This window comes from Nocardia sp. CA-128927, from assembly GCF_050955855.1.
GTDB lineage: Bacteria > Actinomycetota > Actinomycetes > Mycobacteriales > Mycobacteriaceae > Nocardia.
Map to the genome: position 1 here is coordinate 3,913,614 of NZ_CP192087.1, position 19,780 is coordinate 3,933,393.

The following is a 19,780-nucleotide window of genomic DNA, read 5'->3' on the forward strand; positions in this document are numbered from 1 at the left end:
CCATGACCGACGTCCGTTACGCGACCAGTCCGGGGGAGATGGCGCGGCTCGCGCCGGAGGAACTGCGCGAACGTTTCCTGGTGACGAATCTGTTTGCCGCGGGGGAGGTTCGGTTCACGCTCTCCCACCATGACCGGCTGCTGATCGGCGGCGCGATGCCGAACGGTGCGGAGCTCGAGCTCGTCCCACCGGCAGAGCTGCGTGCCGAAAACCTCTGTGACCGACGCGAACTCGGCATCGTCTGCCTGGACGGCATCGGCGCGGTGCGCACCGACGACCGGACGCATCAGGTGTCTGCCGAGGACATCGTCTACGTCGGGCAGGGGACCCGGAGCGTGACGGTGGCAGGCGACGCGGTCTTCTATATCGTCTCCGCCCCAGCACATCTGGCGCACCCGACCACGTTGATCACCCGCGACGACGCCGACAGTGTGCGAATCGGCGAGGCACACAAGGCCAGCGAGCGCACACTGCGCAAGTACGTGCACGAAGACGGCGCCCGCTCTTGCGAACTCGCCCTCGGCATCACCACACTCGAGCCGGGCAGCGTATGGAACACCATGCCGTGCCACACCCACGACCGGCGCACCGAGATCTACCTGTACTTCGGCCTGGACCCGGCCGAGCGCGTCGTGCACCTGTGCGGCGAACCGGCTCGCACCCGCAGCATCATCGTCGCCGACCGGCAGGCGGTGATCAGCCCGCCGTGGTCGGTGCACACCGGCGCCGGCACCGCTCCCTACCGGTTCGTCTGGTCGACGGCGGGGGAGAACCTCGCCTACAACGATATGGATCTGGTTGCGACGGAGTCGCTTTCGTGACCGACCCGTTCCGGTTGGACGGGCAGTGCGCGCTGGTCACCGGCGCGCGTACCGGCATCGGCCGGGCCGCCGCGCTAGCGTTGGCCGCCGCCGGAGCCGACCTGGTGCTGTGGGGTCGAGACCGGGACGGCCTGGCATCGGTCGCGGCCGAGATCGAAGCACTGGGCCGGAGTTGCACCACGGTCGGCGCCGATCTCGCCGATTTGACGGCGGTCGAGGACGTCGCGACTTCCGTTGCGGCCGAACACCGTATCGATCTGCTGGTCAACAACGCGGGCATCATCGCCCGCGGCCCGGCGGTCGATGTGTCACTCGCCGACTGGCGGCGCGTACTGGACGTGAATCTCGATGGCGCATTCCTGCTGGCCCGCTGCATCGGCGCACCGATGCTCGAGCGTGGCGCCGGACGGATCGTCAATATCGCGTCGCTGCTGTCCTTTCAGGCCGGAGTCAACGTCGGCTCATACGCCGCGAGCAAGCATGCCGTCGTGGGACTGACGAAAGCCCTTGCCACCGAATGGGCGGGACGCGGCGTCGGGGTCAACGCGGTCGCCCCCGGCTACGTCGCCACCGCCAACACCGCGGCATTGCGCGCTGATCCGGCGCGCAATCACGCCATCACCGAACGCATTCCGATCGGCAGATGGGCCGAGCCCGAGGACATCACCGGCGCGATCGTCTTCCTCTGCTCGCCCGCCGCGGCCTACGTGCACGGCCACGTGCTGGTGGTCGACGGAGGATGGCTGGCCCGGTGAACCCCGACTCCCCGCCGAGCGCGGTCGCCAAGGTGGTGCTCGTACTCGAGGCGCTGCCCAGTTGCCGGGGAGTCACCGAAATCAGCAGGAGCACCGGGCTTTCCACCTCCACGGTGCACCGGATACTCCAGGAGCTGGCCGCCGTCGGCTGGGTACGCATCGACCCGGACCACCGCTATCTGCCCGGCGTGCGCCTGCTGTCGCTGGCCGGACAGACGGCAGGCATCACGCACCTGGTGCGGCCCATCCTGCAGCGACTCTGCGCGGCCACCGGGCACACCGTGCACTTCGCGCTGCGTTCCGGCGACGAGGCCATCTACGTCGACAAGCTCGAGGGCGACCGCGCGTACGCGATGCGCTCGCGGGTCGGTCTGTCGATTCCGTTGCACTGCACCGCCATCGGCAAGGCGGTGCTCGCCGGGCTGTCCCGCCCGGAGTTGCGCGAGCTGCTGACGCGCATACCGCTCACTGCCATGACGCCGCGCACCATCACCGACCCCGACCTGCTGATCGCCCACGTCGGCGCGGTGGCCGACCGTGGCTACGCCGTCGACGACGAGGAGAACGAGGCACAGACCCGGTGTCTCGGCGCCGCGGTGCTCGATCACCACGGCGTGCCGGTCGGCGGCATCAGCGTGTCGGCCCTGGCGTTCGATCTCGACCGCGCGAAAGTGCGAGCTTGCGCGCCACTGTTGATCGCGGGCGCCAACGATGCCTCGCACGCCCTCGGCCTGCCCACCACCACCCGACCGCCGCTGCCCGGCCCGGCCGCCCGCAGACACCGGCCAGGCGGCGCCATGAAGCAGACCGGCGACCGCTGACACCAAGTGGGGACAACTGGGGATGGTCGTTCCCTGTGGTCGGCGCCGTCCGCGCATGGCTATCCTGACCTGGTTCAAGGCTGGAAGATCAAGGCGGGTAGATATGCGGAGTAGGGACATTGAGCTGGCGGCTCGATGGTGGCAGTGGGCCTCGGCGATTCCCACCGCCAGGAATCCGGTGAGCGACGAGACCGGAAAGTACGCGGCCGAAGGCCAGTCCGCGGACGTCTGGTTCCTCGCAGGCACGTTCGGCGGCAAGGTCAGCAGGAAATGCTCCGTGCCGTACGGTCGCCCGATCTTCTTCCCCGCCTTCAACTACCTCCAGCGAGCGTCGCTCTTCGGCAGACGCGTTCCGTTCGTACCCACGGCGAGCGGTCACGCGGAGCTCAACGGCGTCTCCTTGCCGCTGCGCGAAGTCGCCAACCGCAGCCCATTCCTCGTCGACGCGGATCCGGATGGACCGTTCGGCCCGCCCGGCCGCTACCGGGCGAATGCCTGGGGCCTGTGGTGCAGCTTGGACGAGCTCAGCCGCGGCGACTACATCCTCACCCTCGGCGGCGAGTACGAACCGGGCGGATTCTGGACCGAGGTCACCTACGACCTCGAGGTCGTGTGAGGTAGTCGCGGGTTTCGTACCGTGCGTGCGGGTACCCGCAGCGCAGGAGGTGCGACATGCGGGCAAACCGAGATCGAGAGCTCGACACGTCGGCGAATGACGGACCGGACGTCGACCGGCGCCGGATCACATTCGCCGCGGACGGGCCCGCGCTCGTCGAGGGCCCGGTCGAGTTGGTGCGCGCGGACGGGACCGTCGTGTGCTCCGACCGCTTCCTCGTCGCGGTGTGCATGTGCCGGCGCAGCAAGAACTTCCCGTTCTGCGACACCAGTCATCGCAAGCGCGCGCGGCGCACGGACTGAGCTCAGTCGAGCGGCTTCAGCAACGAGCTCTGCCCGGCCCGCCAGCTGCCGAGCACGTGATCGGTGAACCGATCCTCCAGCAGGTTCGTCACCTGGATGCCGAACACGACCGACTCGGTGAGCGCGGGTTCGCGCGCGAGCAGGCTGCCGATGACGTCGTTGCGCATGACCTGTTCGTGCACGGCGTCGGCCTCGACATGTTCGGTGTAGAACAGTCGACACGGCGGCGGGGCATCGAGCTTGTCGAGCGCGGCGACCATCCGCCGCGATGCGGGCGAGGACGTGATCTCGGCGGTGGCGAGCTGTCCGACCAGTGCGCCGCGCAGGTCGCGGTGTAATCCGAACAGCGACATCATGTTCACGAGTGCGAGCATCGGCGCGGGTACCAAGTCGACGTAGTGCAGGTAGCCGTCGTCCAACCCGGCGGCCGCGAGCAGATCGGCATACAGGCGCGCGTGCAGTCGTTCGCCGCGGCCGCCACCGAACTCGTCGAATTCGACCGCGACCAGCGACGCCTTTTCCTGACCGAACAGGCGCGGGATCACCCAGGCGTGTGGATCGCCCTCCTTGTGGTGATAGATCGAGCGCTGCACGAAATACTCGCGCAGCTGCCACCACCGGCCCTCGTCGTGCAGATAGTGCGCGACATCGTTCGGTTCGATCGGCTCGATCAGCAGTTCGGCCAACGCCTGGGTCACGTCGTTGCCACCCTTGACGTCGTTGTGCAGGGCGCGGCGGAACAAACGCTCCATGCTCCCGCGTAATCGCAGCAGCTCCGGGTCCCATTCCCAGCCCGGGTCGACGGCTTCGAAGCCGTGATAGTGCAGTTCGTAGCAGGTGTGCAGCGCCAGTTGCAGATCGTCACCGTACGGATCCGCGGCACCGACTTCGGGGAAATGCGGCTGTGCGGATGGTGCCGCACGCAGGATTTCGGTTACCGCTGAGGACAACTCACCGCGTGGTTGCGGGAGAGCGATCGAGCGTCCGCTCGTCATGGGTGTTGTGGTGGGTGGGTTCATCGGTGATCACGCTCCCTTCCACCGCCGCATACCCGCTGCCGAGTCTGCCAACCCGCGCTGCGGTGTCGTTCACATCCCGGCCTCCGGCCGCTGTCTTGCCCGTTCACACCCGCTGAACAATGATTCCTGCGGCTGTCAACGCGTCGGAGTCGTCGTGCGCCGCGGCCTCGTCGGTGACGACGGCGTGCAGCGCGGTGGCGGGTGCGACGAACGCGAGGGCGGTGCGGGAGAGTTTCGCGGCTTCGGTGACGACGATGACCCGGCGGGATGCGGCGATGGCGGCGCGTTTGATGGCGGCGTCGTCGAGATCGTAGGCGGTGAGTCCGTCGGTCGCGTTCAGTCCGCAGCAGCCGAGGATCGCGGTGTCGAAACGCAGAGCGGCCAGCGAGGCCAAGGTCAATGGGCCGGTCAACGCCAGTTCGCCCGGGCGCGGCTTGCCGCCGGGCACCAACAGGGTCAGCAGTGGTGCGCCGGTCAGTGCGTTCACCGCGTGCAGCGAGAGGGGAAGCACGGTCAGGCGACGGTGTTCGAGTGCGCGCGCCACCTCGAGGCAGGTGGTACCGCTGTCGAGGACGACCGACTCGCCATCGGCGATCAGTCCGGCGACCTCGGCGGCGATGCGCTGCTTGCTCTCCAATCCGTCGCGGGCCCGCATGCCGAAAGGTGGTTCGTCGCCGCGCAGCAACAGGGTGCGCGCGCCGCCGCGATAGCGCTCCAACACACCCTGACCGGCCAGGGTCTCGAGGTCGCGGCGGATGGTCATCTCCGAGGCGCCGGTGCGTTCGGCCAGTTCCGCCACCCCGATCTGGCCTGCTTCGCGCACGGCATCGGTGATCTGCTTCAGTCGGTCTGCGGTCGCCACAACCGCAATGGAACATCTCTTGTGTTCGAAAGTCAACGTTTCGAACATCTAGTATGTCCGATATGTTCGAAAGCATGCACAGTTCGTTGCGGGCTGCTCGTCTGGCCACGTTCGCCTATTTCGCGTTGAACGGCTTTCTGATCGGGATCTGGGTAGTGCACATCCCGGTCGTCGAGCGCCGGGTCGGGATCGGTCACCCGACGCTCGGCTGGCTGTTGCTGCTGCTCGGCGCGGGCGCCTTCGTCGGCATGCGGCTGGTGGGTCCGCTGGCCGATCGATTCGGCGCTCGCATCGTCGTCCCGGTCAGCGCGGCGCTGTGCGCGGGCGCCGTCGTCCTGCCCGGCTTGTCCGTGAGTGTCTGGACGCTCGGAGTTTCGCTGCTCGCCCTCGGCTTCGGGAACGGCTGCTTGGACGTCGCGATGAACGCGCACGCGGTCCAGGTCGAACACGGCTATCAGCGGTCGGTCATGTCCGCGTTCCACGCCACCTACTCGCTCGGCGGTGTCCTCGCGGCGTTGGTCGGTGCGCGCACGCTCAGCTGGGGTTGGAGCCCGGCGACCGCCCTCGGCATGGTGGCGCTGCTCGGTCTGGTCGTCGCGGCGCTGGGCGTGCCCGCGTTGCTGCGGCCCGAAAAGCCGCACTCCGCTGTGGGTTTCGAGCAGGGGACGCGGCGGGCGACGCCTCGGCGCATCTGGTTGCTTGCCGGTCTCGCACTGCTGCTGATGCTGTGTGAAGGCGTTGCCAACGACTGGAGTGCGCTGCACCTGCGCGATGTGCTCTCGGCACCCGCCGCCACCGCGGCCTTGGCCTACGGCGCTTTCGCCACCGCCATGACCGTCGGCAGATTGGTCGCCGACCGTGTCGCCACTCGCTTCGGGCCGGTGGCCATCCTCCGTTATGGGGCCGGGGTGGGGGCGCTCGGCTTGATGACGGCCGCACTGTCCCCGTGGATTCCGCTGGCGCTGGTCGGCTGGACCGTGTTCGGCGCCGGGCTGTCCGGGTGTGTTCCGCAGCTGTTCAGCGCCGCGGGTCACGCGGACCGAAATGCCGCGGGCGCCAACGTCGCTCGCGTCGCCGGGCTCGGCTACCTCGGCGTGCTCGCCGGGCCTGCGATCATCGGACCACTGACTCATCTCGCGCCGCTCAACATCGTTCTCTTGCTGCCGGTCGTGTTCTGCGTCGTCGCCGCGGGTGCGGCCAACGTCTTACGCCCGCAGCCTTCTTCGGCTGCCATACCGACCGCGCAATCGGATGCTGTCGACGGTCGCGGTGCGCTACGGTCGTGAACATCGCTGTTTATCTGTAACTCGTGGTGACTCATTCTCGCTTGGCCACACCAGATCATGCCGACCGTCCGTGCCGTCGCCACCGGACCTTGAAGGGTCGATTCCCATGGGCATCAACGACATCGACGTCACCGGCAAACGGATCGTCATCACCGGCGCCACCAACGGCATCGGCAAGGAGATCGCGCGGGCACTGGCGCGCCGCGGCGCGAACCTGACGCTGGTGGCCCGCAACGAGGCCAAAGCGGCGGCCACCGCCGCGGAACTCCAACAGGAACCCGGGGCGAAGGGCAGCCCCGACGTGGTCAGCGGCGACCTGGCCGACCTCGCGTCGGTCCGGCGCGCGGGCGAGGAGATCCGCACCCGCTACGACAGCATCGACGTGCTCGTCAACAACGCGGGCATCCACGCGCTGTTCTCGCGCACGACCGTGGACGGATTCGAATCCATGGCGGCGACAAACCATCTCGGGCCGTTCCTGCTGACCAACCTGCTCCTCGATCAACTCATCGCCGCGGCGCCGTCCCGCATCGTCATCACCGCCTCGGAAGCCCACCGCAACGGCGGCCGCCCCGACCTCGACCATTTCGCCGATCCCCGCAGCTTCGGGCCGGTCGGCTCGTTCCGCGCCTACGGGCAGTCCAAACTCCTGAACATCCTGTTCACCCAGGAGCTCGCCCGGCGACTCGAGGGCAGCGGCGTCACCGTGAACTGCTTCTGCCCCGGCGCCAACGCCACCGGCCTCATCAGCGAGGCCCGCCTCATCGCGGTCCCCATGAAAGCCCTTGCGCGCACGCACATCATCCGACGACCCGAAGTGGGCGCCCGGGCCGGAATCGATCTGAGCATCGACCCGGAGCTGGAAACCACGACCGGCCAGTTCGTTACCTCGACCCCGGGCTTGAACCTGCTGCCGCCCGTCGCTATTCGCCGCGACACCGACTATCAGCAGCGCCTCTGGCTCCGCAGCGCCGAACTGGTCGGCCTCTAATACTGCAACGGCACTCAGGTGAGTGGGTGGCCGCGCCGCCGGTAGTGCGATAACCGGGCTTGGTGCTGGCGGCGTCGCCGCCAGCTCGACCAGGCCCAGATGTGATCGGCGACATGGTGTGGGGTGAGCACGAACGCGATGAGCAGGCGGCGGATTTCCGGTAGCGTGAGCGCGATCATGTCTTGCTCGAGTTCGCTGGTTCCCCTTTTGCGGCAAGGGTTTTCGACGCTGCCAGCCAGGCGAGTGCGAGCATCGAGAGGGTGATGTGGGCGTACCAGGCCCGCCAGCTGCGGACCTGGTAGTGATCGAGCCCGGCTTCGCCCTTGGCTTGCTGAAACGCCTCCTCCACATGCCAGCGTGACCCGGCGACCCAGGCCAGGTCGACCAGGCGGGATCGGTGCGGGCCGTAGCAGATGTAGTAGGCGATCTCGTAGACGCCGTTGCTGTTGGGACTCAACGCGCGTCGTGCCAGCAGCCAGTGCCCGCGCCCGCGGGCCCAGGTCCCCTCGATCGGGCGGCGTGCCCAGTCGTATTCGCGGGGTCCGTGCGCGCCGGCTCCGACCGAGAGCCGCTGCCACTTGCTTGCGGCGAGGTCGGCGATCAGTTCGTCGGCGCGTGCGGTGCGCTCGGCGCGGGTGCTCAGCTGGTGGTCACAGCGGGTGGCCAGCACATAGGACACGTCCTGGTCCTCGAGCCAGTCCCGCAGGTAGGGCGCCTGTCCGTAGACCTCGTCGGCGGTGAACCACGCGAACGGCACTGCCGCGGCCAGCGCCCGTTGCAGCATGGCGATCATCTGCCGCGCTTTGGTCGCGAACTCGACCTCGTCGGGGATCCCGGCGTCGCGGCAGCGGTCTCGATCCGAGGTCCACGACTCGGGAACATAGAGTTCACGATCGATCAAGGCATGCCCGTGGCGCGAGGCGTAGGCCAGGAACACCCCGATCTGGCAATTCTCCGTGCGACCGGCAGTGCCGGAGTACTGGCGTTGCACCCCAGCAGATTTCACGCCCTTCTTCAGGAATCCGGTCTCGTCACCGACCAGCACAGCCTCGGGATCACCCAGATGTTCGACCACATAGTCACGCACATCATCACGCACCGCATCGACGTCCCAATCAGCCTTGCGCAGCAGCCGCTGCATCCCGTCCGGACTGCCCTCACCAGCACGTTCAGCGAGCGTCCACCCGTTCTTGCGTTCCAAACCCGCCAACAGCCCCGACACATACTCCCGCGCCCGCTCCCGCGGCTCGGACCGGGCGAACCTGCCCGCAATCCGTGACATCAACGAATCCAACTCGGCCACAACACGATCCAACACCACACACCAGATCTACCAGCACTCACTCACATAGGTGCCGTTGCAGTACTAACGAGGCTGTACTTCGGTCACGCCGCCAGCAACGCCCGGGCGTTGCGCACCTCCGGTATCCCGATTGCCTTGGCGGCCAGCAGGAATGCCGTGACACCGATCAGCGTCCCGGCCGTGAGCGTGACGAGGTGCTCGATGCGTGGGTCGGGCACCGTGTGGTGCGTGATCACCATGATCGCCACGCACGCCCAGCCCGCGGTGGCGGTCGCCCAGATGACGCGCGTGAACGTCACTGCGACGCTGGAGAATCCGAGCAGACCGTAGCGGCGGCGCAGCAGCACGTACCCCATGGCCGCGCCGACCACGTAGGACAGCGAAGCACCATCCTCCTTTCAAGAGTTGGGTCGCGCGGGTTTGTCGGTGGTGTCGGTTAGGTTGCTGGGCGTGGAGGAAGTGGTGCGGTACACCTTCCGGCTGCGCCCGGGTGCGCAGGCGGAGCGGGCGCTGCTCGCGGAGTGGGGTCGGTGCCGGTTTCTGTGGAATGAGGCTGTGCATCAACAGAAGTCGGGTGCACGCCCCACCTTGGCCAAGCTCGGGAAGTTGCTCACTGGAGCGCGTGCCGGGAACGGGTGGTTGCGGGAGGGGTCCCAAGTCGTCCAGCAGCAGACCCTGCGCACCTATGCGCAAGCTCACGGCCAGTCGTTCAAGGTCAAAGGCCGCGGGCGGCCGGTGTTCAAATCCCGGAAGAAGGCGTTGCCGTCGCTGGAATACACCGTGCGAGGATTCAGCATCCGTGACGGCAGGTTGCTCCTCGCGAAAGGGGTTTCCGTCCCGGTCGTATGGTCGCGCGAGCTGCCCTGCGAACCGACGTCTGTGCGTGTCACTCGGGATAGTTTGGGGCATTGGTATGCCTCGTTCGTCGTCCGCCGCGAGGTTGAAACAGTGCCGGCAGCAGCCGGTGGTATCGGTATCGACTGGGGTGTGAGCACGACCGCCACAACCACCAACACCGAGTTCGACCTGCTCTTCCTCGGGCATCGGAAACGGTGCGCTGCGGAACTTGCGAAAGCGCAACGTCGCATGGCCCGCCGCCGGAGTGACAGGCACGGTCCGCAGTCGCGCGGCTAGTCAGTGGGCGGCTCGGCAGGTGGCGAAGTTGCACAAGAAAGCAGCTCGGCAAACGCAGCATGATGCGCGGGTGTGGGCGAAACGTGTTGTCGCTGAGCATGGGTTGATCGCGGTGGAGGATTTCCGGCCGAGGTTTCTGGCCAAGTCCACGATGGCCCGTAAGGTCGCGGATGCGGCGATCGGTGCGGCGAAGGCGGAGTTGATCGAGCGTGGTGTGCGGGCTGGCCGGAGGGTGGTGTTGGTTCAGCCCGCCTATACGACGATGACGTGCAGTGATTGTTTCGCGAGAGCCAAGCGACTCGAACTGCGCGAGCGAACTTTCCAGTGCCCCGACTGCGGTTATACCGCTGGTCGGGATCGGAACGCTGCCAGGGTGATTCTGGCTGTGGCAGAACGCGGCCACAACAGTGTTGAGGATGTGAGACAAGCGGGTCACCTCCCTCGGGTGGGTGGTTCGGTTGCGGTCTGAGCTGTGAATCTCCTGTCATCAGACAGGGAAAGCGCTAAGGTCCTCACTCGCGCTAGTCGATGGCAGCTCGGATGCCGTCCCCCTGGACAGGCCTTCGATTGGGCACGCGGTGCGTCATGAACGGGCGGTGTCCGGCGAACCGCGCGAGTGTCGGTTAGCTCACATACTGGGACAAACCGTAGGGATTGCCACCGATCCGTGACATGGTTGTCCAGTGAGATCAAGCTTATCGACGTGATTCGTTTGGCTCATCTACAGAAAAGAAGAAGTAAAAGTAATGGCTCAAGGCAGTGTGAAGTGGTTCAACAGCGAAAAGGGCTTCGGCTTTATCGCACAAGATGGTGGCGGCGCTGACGTGTTCGTTCACTACTCCGCCGTGTCCGGCTCGGGATTCAAGTCCCTTGAAGAAGGACAGCGCGTGGAGTTCGAGGTCGGACAGGGACAGAAGGGGCCGCAGGCCCAGGACGTCCGCGCTATCTGATCGACATAGCGTGAAAGAGCCCCGCACCCTTTGGGTGCGGGGCTCTTGCGTTGTGTCTACCGGGTCAATTGCCCTGTGCCGCAGCGGAGATCGGCTGCCACTTGCGCCACAGCTCCAGGCGGGATTCGTAGTCCCTGGTGGCTATCGCGAGGGGAGCCTCGCCGAGGAAGATGCGCAACGGCGGTTCGTCCGCGTCGACCACCGCCAGAATCGCGTCACCGGTAGCGGCCGGATCACCGGGACGCACCAACGCACGCTGCGTGGCTCTTGATTCCCTGGCGGAGTCGTACGCCGGGTTCGGGGTGGCGTGCTTGGACGACGGGCCCGCCCAGTCGGTGCCGAACCCGCCGGGCTCGACCAGCGTCACATGCACACCGAACGGCGCGAGTTCCTGCGCGAGGGACTGCGAGAAACCCTCGAGCGCCCACTTCGACGCGTGATACGCGCCCAGGTTCAGGAAGGCGGAGATGCCGCCGATGCTGGAAACCTGGATGATGTGGCCGCTACCCTGCTCGCGCAGAATCGGCACCGCCGCCTGGGTGACCCACAGCGCGCCGAACACGTTGGTCTCGAATTGCGCGCGCAATTCCGCCTCGGTGAGCTCCTCGATCATGCCGAACTGCCCGTAGCCCGCGTTGTTGATGACTACGTCGAGCCGTCCGAACCGATCGACCGTCTGCTGGACGGCGGCGAAGTCGCCCGCCCGGTCGGTGACGTCGAGCCGGATCGGCTGAAACGTGTTGGGGTACTTGGCGACCAAGTCGTCGAGCGTACTCAGGTCGCGCGCCGTTCCTGCGACACTGTCGCCGCGCTCCAACGCGGCGAGTGCCCATTCGCGGCCGAATCCTCGGGAAACGCCGGTGATGAACCAAACTTTGCTCATACGTTCACGGTAGTCACCTGGAGTGCACTCCAAGCAAGGGTCTCGGCCCACGACTTTCCCGCTGAGTGGGGCAGTCCACGCGATTCTCGTCCGCGCCGCATACCGCGCCGGTATCGTCCCTGACCTGAGGCTTTGCCTCTGCTCGGAACCGCTTTCCCCGCCGAGGAGGTCGCAATGCGGCGACGCATCTCACTCCGCCCGATGTGGCGCCACGTGCTGCGTGGACTGAACCTGTGCGGCGCATGCGCCGGTGGATCGGCTCGCTGCTACATGGAGTGGGCAAGAGAAAACCCAGTCGGCCAGCGTTCGAATGGGTGCTGGGACTGGTCGGTGCCGCACCAGTGGTACGACACGGCGCATCGCCACTGAACCTTCGGTCTCCGCGCACACCGATCGCGACTCTGCGAGTTCGGCAAGCCATCGACGGGCTGTGATGGAAGAATCTTGTTGTCGCGGTGGCTGTCTCGCTCAGCGCACCCGACACCTAGTCGCAAGTGCGCACCATGCCCTCGGCGTCCGCGCGCGGGGACGGTAGCGCGCGAGAGGAGTCCGCTATGACCGACCCGGCCGACCTACCTGCCACCGCCCTACTGGCGGGCTACCGCGATCGGACGCTCTCCCCGGTCGAGGTCATCGATGCGGTGCTGGCGCGGATCGATCAGTGGGAACCGCACCTCAATGCCCTGTACACCTACTACCCCGAGCAGGCGCGGGCCGAGGCGGTCGCCAGCGCCGATCGCTGGCGGCGCGGGGAACCGGCGGGCGCGCTCGACGGCGTTCCGCTCACCGTGAAGGAGAACATCGCGACCGCAGGTTGCCCGACGCCGCTCGGATCGGCGGCCACGGATCTCGTGCCCGCGGTGGCGAACAGTCCCACCGCCGACCGGATCCGCGAGGCGGCAGGCATCGTGTTCGGCAAGACCACGATGCCCGACTACGGGATGTCGTCCAGCGGCCTGTCGAGCTTCCACGGCATGACCCGCAATCCGTGGAATCTCGCGCGCAATCCGGGCGGTTCGAGCTCGGGCGCGGGTGCGGCGGCCGCGGCCGGATACGGCCCGATCCACTACGGCAGCGATATCGGTGGCTCGATCCGGTTGCCCGCGAGCTGGTGTGGCGTGGTCGGCTTCAAGCCGAGCTTCGGTCGCATCCCCGTCGTTCCGCCGTACCTGGGCCGCACCGTCGGACCGCTGACTCGGACGGTCGCCGATGCGGCGTTAGCGACTTCGGTTGTGGCGGTACCGGATCGGCGGGATCACACCGCTGCTCCGGAGCTGCCGGCCGATTGGACCGTGGCGGCCCGGCCGCTCGCGCTCTCGGGTGTCCGGATCGGCCTGATGACGGAGGCGGGCACCGGGTGGCCGGTGGATCCCGTGGTCAGCACGGCGGTCGAGGGCGTCGCCGAGCTGCTGGAATCCTTGGGCGCCTCGGTCGAGAAGGTCGAGCCGATCATGACCGACGAGATGCTCGCCGGGCTGAACGACTTCTGGCGGGTACGAATGTGGTCGGAGATCCGGTCCTTGCCCGAATCGCGCCGTGCGAAAGTCTCGCCGTACATCCGCGGCTGGATCGCCGGTGCCGAAACATTGACGGGTGCGGCGGTTTTCGATGGCTACTCGCAGTTCGACGCGATGGGCATCGCCGCGGATCGCAGGCTCGACCTGGTCGACTTCCTGATCTCGCCGACGTCCCCGATCACCGCGTGGCCGGTGGAACAGACCGCCCCCGAAGGCGATCCGACCCTGCCGTTCCGGCACATCGGGTTCACCGTCCCGTTCAACCCGGCCGGACACCCGGCGATCTCGATGAACTGCGGCCGGGTCGCCGACGGCACGGCGATCGGTGTCCAGTTCATCGGGCGCCGTTTCGACGACGTCCGGCTCCTGCAACTGGCCGCCGCCTTCGAGCAGGCGCGACCAGCGCAGGAGCCGTGGCCGGAACCGCCGGCTAGCCGGTGACGCTCGGCTGGCCGTTCTCGATGTGCCCGCGGAAGTGGCGCTGGTAGATCGGGTCGATGTCGACGGTCAGTGACAGGTCGTACCAGCCTTTGCCGTAGCTGAGGGCGTTCCAGGTGTCGGTGGTGGTTTTCCCGGGCGCGATTTTGAAGGTCCAGGGTCCGTCGGTGCGGTAGCTATTGGCCTTCACCGTGACTACCGCGGGTGCGGTGCCCTTGTTCGTCATCGACACTTGCAGTTTGTTGTCGGTGGAGTAGGCGGCGGTCACTTCCAGCGGTGACGTCGAGGTTCCGGTCATCCGCCAGAGAAAGCGATTGGGGCCGTGAATCGCGATGCCGTATTTCTTGTCGGGATAGCTCTGCACGCTCCAGGTATCGGTGACCGTGGCCCCCGATTTCACGTCATAGCGCCATGGTCCGTCGGTGCGTCCATCGTTGCGATAGGCCGCCAATTGAATGTCGGCGGAGCCGGTGTTTCGGAATGTCGTGGTCAACGCGCCACTGGCGATGAGGGTCGCGTTCGCCACGGGGGCATAGGGGAGCGGTCGGGCGGGCCGGGTTCCCGATTCCTGCTCCGGCGGATGCTGGCTGCCCACGGCGGGCGGCGCGGGCTTGGGTAGTTTGCTCTGGGTCGCATCGGCCTGTGCCCGAAGGGCATTGGCGTCGGGCAGCGTCGGCACGGTCGTGTTGGCCTTGCCGAAGTCGAAGCACCCGGTGAGGTCACCGCAGATGGATCGGCGCCAGGCGGAGATGTTGGGTTCGTCGACGCCGGTCCATTTCTCCAGGAAACGGATCACCGAAGTGTGGTCGTGCACTTGGGAGTTCACCCAGCCGCCGCGGCTCCACGGGGAGATCACCAGCATGGGCACGCGCGGGCCGAGGCCGATGGGCTGGCCGTTGACGTATTCGCCTGGAGTGCCCGGCGGTGCCATCGGCGGGGGCACATGGTCGAAGAATCCGTCGTTCTCGTCGAAGTTGATCAGCAGGGCGGTCGAGTTCCACAGGTTCTGATTGCCCCACAACGCTTTCAGCACGGCCTGGGTGTAGGCGGCACCGTCGACGGGACGGGCGGCCGGGTGCTCGGAGTATCCGTACGGTGCCACCACCCAGGAGACCTGGGGGAGGCGCCCACCGGCACAGTCGGCGATGAAGTCGGCGAGTACGTGGTCGACCTTCTTGCCCTGCCCCGAATCGGGTTTCCAGTTATCGGCCCCGAATACCTTTGCCCGCGAAGCGAGTTCGGTGTTCTTCGGATCGTGGTAGGCGTCGAACAGCCATAGCGGGTTGTCGCCGTAATCGCCGACGAAGGGGTGGCCGCCGTCGTCACCCACCTCGTCGTTGGCATAGACCTTCCAGCTGATGCCCTTGTCCAGCAGCCGTTCCGGATAGGTGGTCCAGCGGTAGACGGGCTTGTAGTCCGCCGGGTTGCTGATCGCCGGACCGCCGAATTGTCCTGCGGGATCAATGGTTCCGGTCCAGTGATAGAGCCGGTTGGGTGTGGTGGGCCCGAGGACCGAACAGTAGTAGTGGTCGCAGACGGTGAACGCGTCGGCGAGGGCGCGATGGAACGGGATGTCGGCATCGGTGAAATAGCCCATGGCCATCTCACCTTTCGCCGCCGTCCAGCCGTCGCTCCAGCCGCCGCGGACCGCGCGATGCTGATCGCCCCAGCCGTGCGGCAGGTCGCCGAGGTCCTGACCGTCGACCACCTTGGTGTCGACGTGAAAGGGCAGCAGGTAGCCGCCGTCGGACCGACCCGGGTCCGGTTGGTAGTAGACGTTGCGGCCGTCGGCCTTGACCACGGCGCTCGCGTCGGCGAGCCCGCGTACCCCGCGCATGGTGCCGAAGTAATGGTCGAACGAGCGATTCTCCTGCATCAGGATCACCACATGTTCGACGTCACTCAGCGTCCCTTTACGGCTGGGCGCCGCGAGGGCCTCGGCCATACCGGAAGACAATACCTGCAGACCACCGCCTATTGCCGCTGCGCCGAGCGCCCCACCGATGAATCGCCGCCTTGGAAAACCAGAACCTACGTGGGGCACAGCATTCCTCTCGATGTTCGCTTGCTATAACCACCTGCGATGTTTTCGTTCGGAGGCAACTGGGCAATGAACAAGCCGTAACTGGGAACCGAACTGGCGGGAGCCAAGCGGTATTGGCAAAATCCCGGTTAACCGTCGACAGACGCCGGAAGAACAGTCCGGCCGCATGATCGGCAGCGCATGATCGGATCGGTCCGCAGCGGTCGGGCCCGGCCGGGACGATTCGGACAGAGTTGACGTCGAAGGGAGGCCAGATGATCTCGGCACTCAACCGGCTCGTCGACCTGGTCGAGGAGCACCTCACCGAGGAGCTCGACGTCAATGGGTTGGCAAAGCAGCTCGGCACCACCGAATACCATCTGCGGCGGATGTTTTCGTCGTTGGCCGGTATGCCGCTGTCGGAGTATGTGCGCAGGCGTCGGATGACCGTCGCCGCCGCGGACGTGGTCCGGGGCGCGGACGATCTGCTGAGCATTGCCGTCCGGCACGGTTACGGCTCGACCGAAGCCTTCGGCCGGGCGTTCCGGGCCGTGCACGGCGTTGGTCCGAGTGACGTGCGCCGCGACGGCGGCCCCCTTCGCACACAACCGCAACTCAGGTTCCGCCTGACTGTCGAAGGGAGCAACCCCATGGATACCCGCATCATCGACCGCCCCGCGTTCCGGCTCATCGGACACGCGGCCCGGGTTCCGCTCATCCACCAGGGCATCAACCCGCACATCCAGCAGCACATCACATCACAGCGCTGCCGCAGGAGGAGCATCTGCGGCTGAAGGCCCTCGGGGACACCGAGCCCGCGGGCCTGCTGCAAGTCTGCGACGACCTCGATCCGGACGGCACCGAGGGCAGCGAACTGACCTACCTGCACGGGGTCGCGGTCGCCCAGGACACGTCGGTCGCCGACGACCTCGACGCCATCGAGGTGCCGACCGGCGTGTGGGCGGTCTTCCACACGGCCGGACCCTATCCGCAGACCCTGCAGACGACCTGGGCCGCGACCGCGACCGCGTGGTTTCCGGCCAACCCGTGGCGGCTGCGGCCGGGCCCGGCGATCGTCGCGGTGCTCGACCGCGCGGACGACTTCAGCACCGCGACCTGCGAGCTGTGGTTGCCCGTCGAATCCGCGTAACGAGCGCGGCCGTTACCGCGCAGACAGGTAGCTATCGGCGACCTTCGCGAATTCGTCGAGTTTGTGCAGGGTCTCCGATTCGGGGATGGTCGGGAGGGAGAGCGTGACTCGCTCCACCCCGGCTTCGGCGTAGGCCTCGAGGACGGCCGGGTCGGGCCCGGCGCCTACCACCGAGATCGGCAGGTCGTGTCCCTCGAGCAGGGCCAGTTGAGCCGGTATCGCGGCCGGGGTCCGGCAGGGCGAGGGGGATCCAACCGACGCCGTGCCGGATCGCGCGCTGTGCGGCGGCCGCTCCGCCACCGATGAAGATCGGCGGCAGCGGCTGCTGCACGGGCTTGGGCCAGGCGTACATCGGGTCGAAATCGATGAATTTGCCGTGGTATTCGGCGAGGTCCTTGGTCCAGATCTCACGGATGGCCTCGAGTTGCTCGTCGAGTTTCGCGCCGCGGGTTCGCGGGTCGGTGCCGTGATTGGCCATCTCTTCGCGATTCCAGCCCGCGCCGACACCGAAGAGCAAGCGGCCGTTCGAGATTCGGTCGATCGTCGCGGCCTGCTTGGCGGTGTGGATGACGTCGCGCTGGATCAGCAGGGTGACGCCGGTGCCGAGGATCAACGTCTCGGTGACGGCCGCGACGGCGGCGAGCGTGACGAATGGATCCTCCACCCGGTAGTACATCCGGGGCAGGTCGCCGCCGCCCGGGTAGGGCGTCTCCCGGCTCGCGGGAATGTGCGAATGTTCGGCCAGCAGTAGCGACTCGAACCCCCGCTCTTCCAGTGCCAGGCCGAGCTTCGGACCGCTGATTCCCTCGTCGGTAACGAAGGTATTGATACCGATCTGCATGTGCTGACCAACCGCCGACCTAATGCCGGATATTCCGTGCGGGCGCAGATGACGTGGCAAGTGCCGAGGTTCGGTCAGCGGTCCGAACCATGCTGTCCGGCACCACCCACCACACCCGCCCGTTCCCGGAACTGACCGCCAGAGAATTCGACGTCCTAACCTTCGTAGCCGCGGGACTCCCGAACGCCGCCATCGCCGCCGAACTCGCATTGTGAATTGCCCGCGGCCTCCCCATGCCGTCTCGGCGCACCCGACGCGGGGGATTGGCCTGGCTGTCATCATCCACACCATGGCCGAGAAGTAACGCAGATCACATAATTGCGTATCCAAAGGTAGGGGACGGAGCTCTACGCAAGGAGTCGCGATGGAAACGTTCAACACCTATTGGCGAGGGTTTTTCACGATCGCGATCTTGGCCGTCGCCGTGTGATGGCTCTACGTCGCCTTCGGCCGGGTGGACGCCGGACCGACCAAGGACCCGCAGGGGAACATCCTCGTCGATCCGTACGGACGGGCCAAAGACATTCTGCTTGTTGTCCTTCCGTTGTTGACCACAACCTTTGGGTATTGGTTCGGCGTCCAGGGGCAAGGAGAAGGCCGAACGGGTCGAGGAGAAGGCCGACGAGAAGGTCGCGAAGGCGGAGACCGCGCTCAAGGCGGTCATCAGCGGGGCATCGCCGAACGTCCTGGATGAAGCGAAGAAGAAGTACCCAGAAGCGTTCGAGTGACCGACCGGAGAGAGTGGCCGACATGGTTATGAAGCACACCGAGGACGAGGGCGACCTCAGCCTGTTCGCCTCCGGTGACCAGATCCTTATCGCCTGTTCGAAAGGGTATTTCTGGGTCCTGGACGCATCCCAGCAGCTGTTGAGTAAGTCGCCGCGGCACGTGGACGCCGCGGACTCGCCGACGTTGGCCTCGCTGCACGATCGGTTCGGGAAGAACTCCGTGATGTTCCTCAGATCCGACCGTCGAGGTGGCACTACGTAGATCACAAATGTAGTGTCGGGCAACTGTCCAGTTCGAGTGTGCTGGGCTCATCGTCCCTGGCTGTTTCGCCAACTGTGACCAGTGGGAACTTCAGTTTCCGTACACGAGGTCTGATACTGGTTGCCGCGCTTCGGTTTCCGTGGGCAAATACGTGGATTGGTCTGTACCCGCTGTGTATCCGGTGTAGAGTTCAACTACTTTCTACGGGTCCCGAAGCGAGGCTCGCTGCGTACGGGTGCCGTCTTTGGAGTAATGCACGATGAGTAGCGATATGTCCGACTTGCGCTCGGCGCGAAATCTTTCGGAATACCGGCCGATTACCGCAGCGCCCAGTCCCGGTAGCGGATCAGGCAAGCTAGCACCGGATCTGGTGTGGCAGTGGGTGAAGTCGATGACCGCCAGCCGGGTGACTGCCCAACGGCTGGGCGGAGAATTCCCGACGGTGTCGCCGAATGTGATCCAGGCCGCGGTCGCACAAGCCCGCGCCGAACTACACCCGCTGCTGGCCGACTCGCTCACCGAAATGACCGAATTGCTTGCGCGCGAACGAATCCGGCGAATCACCCGAACGATGAACGGTCGGCTGAGATGAGAAAGCCGCGGGCTCGGCAGGGCAGATCGAAGTCTGCACGGCCGAGCCCGACTCGGCGTTTCGAGTGGACTTACATGCTCGCCTTCTTGTAGGCGTCCACCACCTCGGCCGAAATCCGCCCGCGGCTCGATACATCAATACCCTTCTGGCGTGCCCATTCACGGATGACACCGGTCTGCTCCCGCCCAGCCACCGGCTGCGTGCGGCTGCTCGTGCCGCGCGGCGCGCGTCCGACCTTGCGGGCGGTCGCGGTCCACTCCGCGAAAATGCCGCGGAGTTGCTTAGCGTTCAGTGCCGACAGATCCATCTCGTAGGCCACGCCATCCAAGGTGAAGTGCACTGTTTCTTCGGCCTGAGACTTGCCGTCATAGTCGTCGACCAGTGTCACAACGACCTTGCGTGCCATGGAGTTTCCCCTTCGTAGATGCTCGAATGTGTAGAAGCGACAATCGTAGACCGTCGGAACAACGCGTGGAATTCGCGGTA

The 19,780-nt window shown here is 66.4% G+C and carries 24 protein-coding genes and 2 pseudogenes; 17 read left to right on the forward strand and 9 right to left on the reverse strand.

Translation table 11 applies throughout. The annotated features are described in order from the left end of the window. The first annotated feature begins 2 nt into the window (after positions 1–2). The 5 genes from kduI (at position 3) to ACQPW1_RS18505 (ending at position 3,315) form a co-directional block, all read left to right on the forward strand. Positions 3–821, forward strand: a complete 819-nt coding sequence (kduI, locus tag ACQPW1_RS18485; RefSeq protein ID WP_433663921.1) for a 5-dehydro-4-deoxy-D-glucuronate isomerase — start codon at positions 3–5, stop codon at positions 819–821. Then, a complete protein-coding gene (locus tag ACQPW1_RS18490) occupies positions 818–1,576 on the forward strand; it encodes an SDR family oxidoreductase (RefSeq protein WP_433663922.1) in 759 nt (252 codons plus the stop codon). Before kduI ends, ACQPW1_RS18490 begins: the two co-directional genes overlap by 4 nt. Continuing rightward, on the forward strand, positions 1,573–2,397 hold the full coding sequence (locus ACQPW1_RS18495) for an IclR family transcriptional regulator (RefSeq protein ID WP_433663923.1): 825 nt from the start codon (positions 1,573–1,575) through the stop codon (positions 2,395–2,397). The genes ACQPW1_RS18490 and ACQPW1_RS18495 overlap by 4 nt, the downstream gene beginning before the upstream one ends. A gap of 103 nt (positions 2,398–2,500) precedes the next feature. Then, positions 2,501–3,013, forward strand: coding sequence for a hypothetical protein (locus ACQPW1_RS18500; RefSeq protein WP_433663924.1), 513 nt, complete (start codon positions 2,501–2,503; stop codon positions 3,011–3,013). A 56-nt stretch (positions 3,014–3,069) separates the two neighbouring features. Further along, positions 3,070–3,315, forward strand: coding sequence for a CDGSH iron-sulfur domain-containing protein (locus ACQPW1_RS18505; protein WP_433663925.1), 246 nt, complete (start codon positions 3,070–3,072; stop codon positions 3,313–3,315). Between the two features lie 2 nt (positions 3,316–3,317). On the opposite strand, the gene ACQPW1_RS18510 is transcribed toward ACQPW1_RS18505, so the two are convergent. Both ACQPW1_RS18510 and ACQPW1_RS18515 read right to left on the reverse strand, forming a co-directional pair. After that, positions 3,318–4,334 (reverse strand): iron-containing redox enzyme family protein, encoded by a 1,017-nt coding sequence (locus ACQPW1_RS18510; protein ID WP_433663926.1) that lies wholly within the window; start codon positions 4,332–4,334, stop codon positions 3,318–3,320. Positions 4,335–4,437: 103 nt separating this feature from the next. Beyond that, positions 4,438–5,196, reverse strand: coding sequence for a DeoR/GlpR family DNA-binding transcription regulator (locus ACQPW1_RS18515; protein WP_433663928.1), 759 nt, complete (start codon positions 5,194–5,196; stop codon positions 4,438–4,440). A 62-nt stretch (positions 5,197–5,258) separates the two neighbouring features. Here ACQPW1_RS18515 and ACQPW1_RS18520 point away from each other — a divergent pair, with 62 nt between their 5' ends. After that, on the forward strand, positions 5,259–6,482 hold the full coding sequence (locus tag ACQPW1_RS18520; RefSeq protein ID WP_433663929.1) for an MFS transporter: 1,224 nt from the start codon (positions 5,259–5,261) through the stop codon (positions 6,480–6,482). A 106-nt stretch (positions 6,483–6,588) separates the two neighbouring features. Then, the gene (locus ACQPW1_RS18525) at positions 6,589–7,473 is read left to right on the forward strand and encodes an SDR family NAD(P)-dependent oxidoreductase (protein WP_433663930.1); all 885 of its coding nucleotides are present in this window, start codon (positions 6,589–6,591) and stop codon (positions 7,471–7,473) included. 14 nt (positions 7,474–7,487) lie between these two features. Here ACQPW1_RS18525 and ACQPW1_RS18530 read toward each other — a convergent pair whose 3' ends face one another. From ACQPW1_RS18530 to ACQPW1_RS18540, 3 genes and pseudogenes are all read right to left on the reverse strand, one after another. After that, positions 7,488–7,652 (reverse strand): hypothetical protein, encoded by a 165-nt coding sequence (locus ACQPW1_RS18530; RefSeq protein ID WP_433653860.1) that lies wholly within the window; start codon positions 7,650–7,652, stop codon positions 7,488–7,490. Between the two features lie 20 nt (positions 7,653–7,672). Further along, a pseudogene (locus ACQPW1_RS18535) lies at positions 7,673–8,794 on the reverse strand (IS701 family transposase); the annotation flags it as partial. A 65-nt stretch (positions 8,795–8,859) separates the two neighbouring features. Then, positions 8,860–9,147 (reverse strand): hypothetical protein, encoded by a 288-nt coding sequence (locus ACQPW1_RS18540; RefSeq protein ID WP_433663931.1) that lies wholly within the window; start codon positions 9,145–9,147, stop codon positions 8,860–8,862. A gap of 79 nt (positions 9,148–9,226) precedes the next feature. Here ACQPW1_RS18540 and ACQPW1_RS18545 point away from each other — a divergent pair, with 79 nt between their 5' ends. The 3 genes from ACQPW1_RS18545 to ACQPW1_RS18555 all read left to right on the forward strand — a co-directional run bounded on the left by ACQPW1_RS18545 (position 9,227) and on the right by ACQPW1_RS18555 (position 10,860). Then, complete coding sequence (locus ACQPW1_RS18545) at positions 9,227–9,910, forward strand: RNA-guided endonuclease InsQ/TnpB family protein (RefSeq protein ID WP_433663932.1); 684 nt, start codon at positions 9,227–9,229, stop codon at positions 9,908–9,910. A 262-nt stretch (positions 9,911–10,172) separates the two neighbouring features. Next, entirely contained in the window at positions 10,173–10,379 is a 207-nt protein-coding gene (locus ACQPW1_RS18550) for a zinc ribbon domain-containing protein (RefSeq protein WP_433665278.1), read from the forward strand. Between the two features lie 277 nt (positions 10,380–10,656). Continuing rightward, on the forward strand, positions 10,657–10,860 hold the full coding sequence (locus tag ACQPW1_RS18555) for a cold-shock protein (RefSeq protein ID WP_107655522.1): 204 nt from the start codon (positions 10,657–10,659) through the stop codon (positions 10,858–10,860). 64 nt (positions 10,861–10,924) lie between these two features. On the opposite strand, the gene ACQPW1_RS18560 is transcribed toward ACQPW1_RS18555, so the two are convergent. Continuing rightward, a complete protein-coding gene (locus tag ACQPW1_RS18560; protein WP_433663933.1) occupies positions 10,925–11,743 on the reverse strand; it encodes an SDR family oxidoreductase in 819 nt (272 codons plus the stop codon). A gap of 554 nt (positions 11,744–12,297) precedes the next feature. Between ACQPW1_RS18560 and ACQPW1_RS18565 the strand changes: the two genes are divergently transcribed. Beyond that, positions 12,298–13,701, forward strand: a complete 1,404-nt coding sequence (locus tag ACQPW1_RS18565) for an amidase (protein WP_433663934.1) — start codon at positions 12,298–12,300, stop codon at positions 13,699–13,701. Here ACQPW1_RS18565 and ACQPW1_RS18570 read toward each other — a convergent pair. Beyond that, complete coding sequence (locus ACQPW1_RS18570) at positions 13,691–15,742, reverse strand: phosphocholine-specific phospholipase C (RefSeq protein ID WP_433663935.1); 2,052 nt, start codon at positions 15,740–15,742, stop codon at positions 13,691–13,693. The genes ACQPW1_RS18565 and ACQPW1_RS18570 overlap by 11 nt on opposite strands. A gap of 254 nt (positions 15,743–15,996) precedes the next feature. On the opposite strand from ACQPW1_RS18570, the gene ACQPW1_RS18575 reads away from it, so the two are divergent. After that, positions 15,997–16,515 (forward strand): helix-turn-helix domain-containing protein, encoded by a 519-nt coding sequence (locus ACQPW1_RS18575; protein WP_433663936.1) that lies wholly within the window; start codon positions 15,997–15,999, stop codon positions 16,513–16,515. A gap of 32 nt (positions 16,516–16,547) precedes the next feature. Then, complete coding sequence (locus ACQPW1_RS18580; RefSeq protein WP_433665279.1) at positions 16,548–16,871, forward strand: GyrI-like domain-containing protein; 324 nt, start codon at positions 16,548–16,550, stop codon at positions 16,869–16,871. 12 nt (positions 16,872–16,883) lie between these two features. Here ACQPW1_RS18580 and ACQPW1_RS18585 read toward each other — a convergent pair. Then, positions 16,884–17,712: pseudogene (locus tag ACQPW1_RS18585) on the reverse strand (LLM class F420-dependent oxidoreductase). Between the two features lie 53 nt (positions 17,713–17,765). Between ACQPW1_RS18585 and ACQPW1_RS18590 the strand changes: the two are divergent. The 4 genes from ACQPW1_RS18590 to ACQPW1_RS18605 all read left to right on the forward strand — a co-directional run bounded on the left by ACQPW1_RS18590 (position 17,766) and on the right by ACQPW1_RS18605 (position 19,294). Then, positions 17,766–17,927: a LuxR C-terminal-related transcriptional regulator gene (locus ACQPW1_RS18590; protein ID WP_433663937.1), complete on the forward strand. Its 162-nt coding sequence runs from the start codon at positions 17,766–17,768 to the stop codon at positions 17,925–17,927. 345 nt (positions 17,928–18,272) lie between these two features. Next, a complete protein-coding gene (locus ACQPW1_RS18595) occupies positions 18,273–18,440 on the forward strand; it encodes a hypothetical protein (protein ID WP_433663938.1) in 168 nt (55 codons plus the stop codon). A gap of 22 nt (positions 18,441–18,462) precedes the next feature. Then, a complete protein-coding gene (locus ACQPW1_RS18600) occupies positions 18,463–18,702 on the forward strand; it encodes a hypothetical protein (RefSeq protein ID WP_433663939.1) in 240 nt (79 codons plus the stop codon). 259 nt (positions 18,703–18,961) lie between these two features. Continuing rightward, positions 18,962–19,294 carry a hypothetical protein gene (locus tag ACQPW1_RS18605; RefSeq protein WP_433663940.1) on the forward strand — a complete coding sequence of 111 codons (333 nt, stop codon included), beginning with the start codon at positions 18,962–18,964 and terminating at the stop codon, positions 19,292–19,294. Positions 19,295–19,364: 70 nt separating this feature from the next. Here the strand turns inward: ACQPW1_RS18605 and ACQPW1_RS18610 are convergent, their stop codons facing one another. Next, positions 19,365–19,700 carry a histone-like nucleoid-structuring protein Lsr2 gene (locus ACQPW1_RS18610; protein WP_433663942.1) on the reverse strand — a complete coding sequence of 112 codons (336 nt, stop codon included), beginning with the start codon at positions 19,698–19,700 and terminating at the stop codon, positions 19,365–19,367. Between the last annotated feature and the right edge of the window lie 80 nt (positions 19,701–19,780).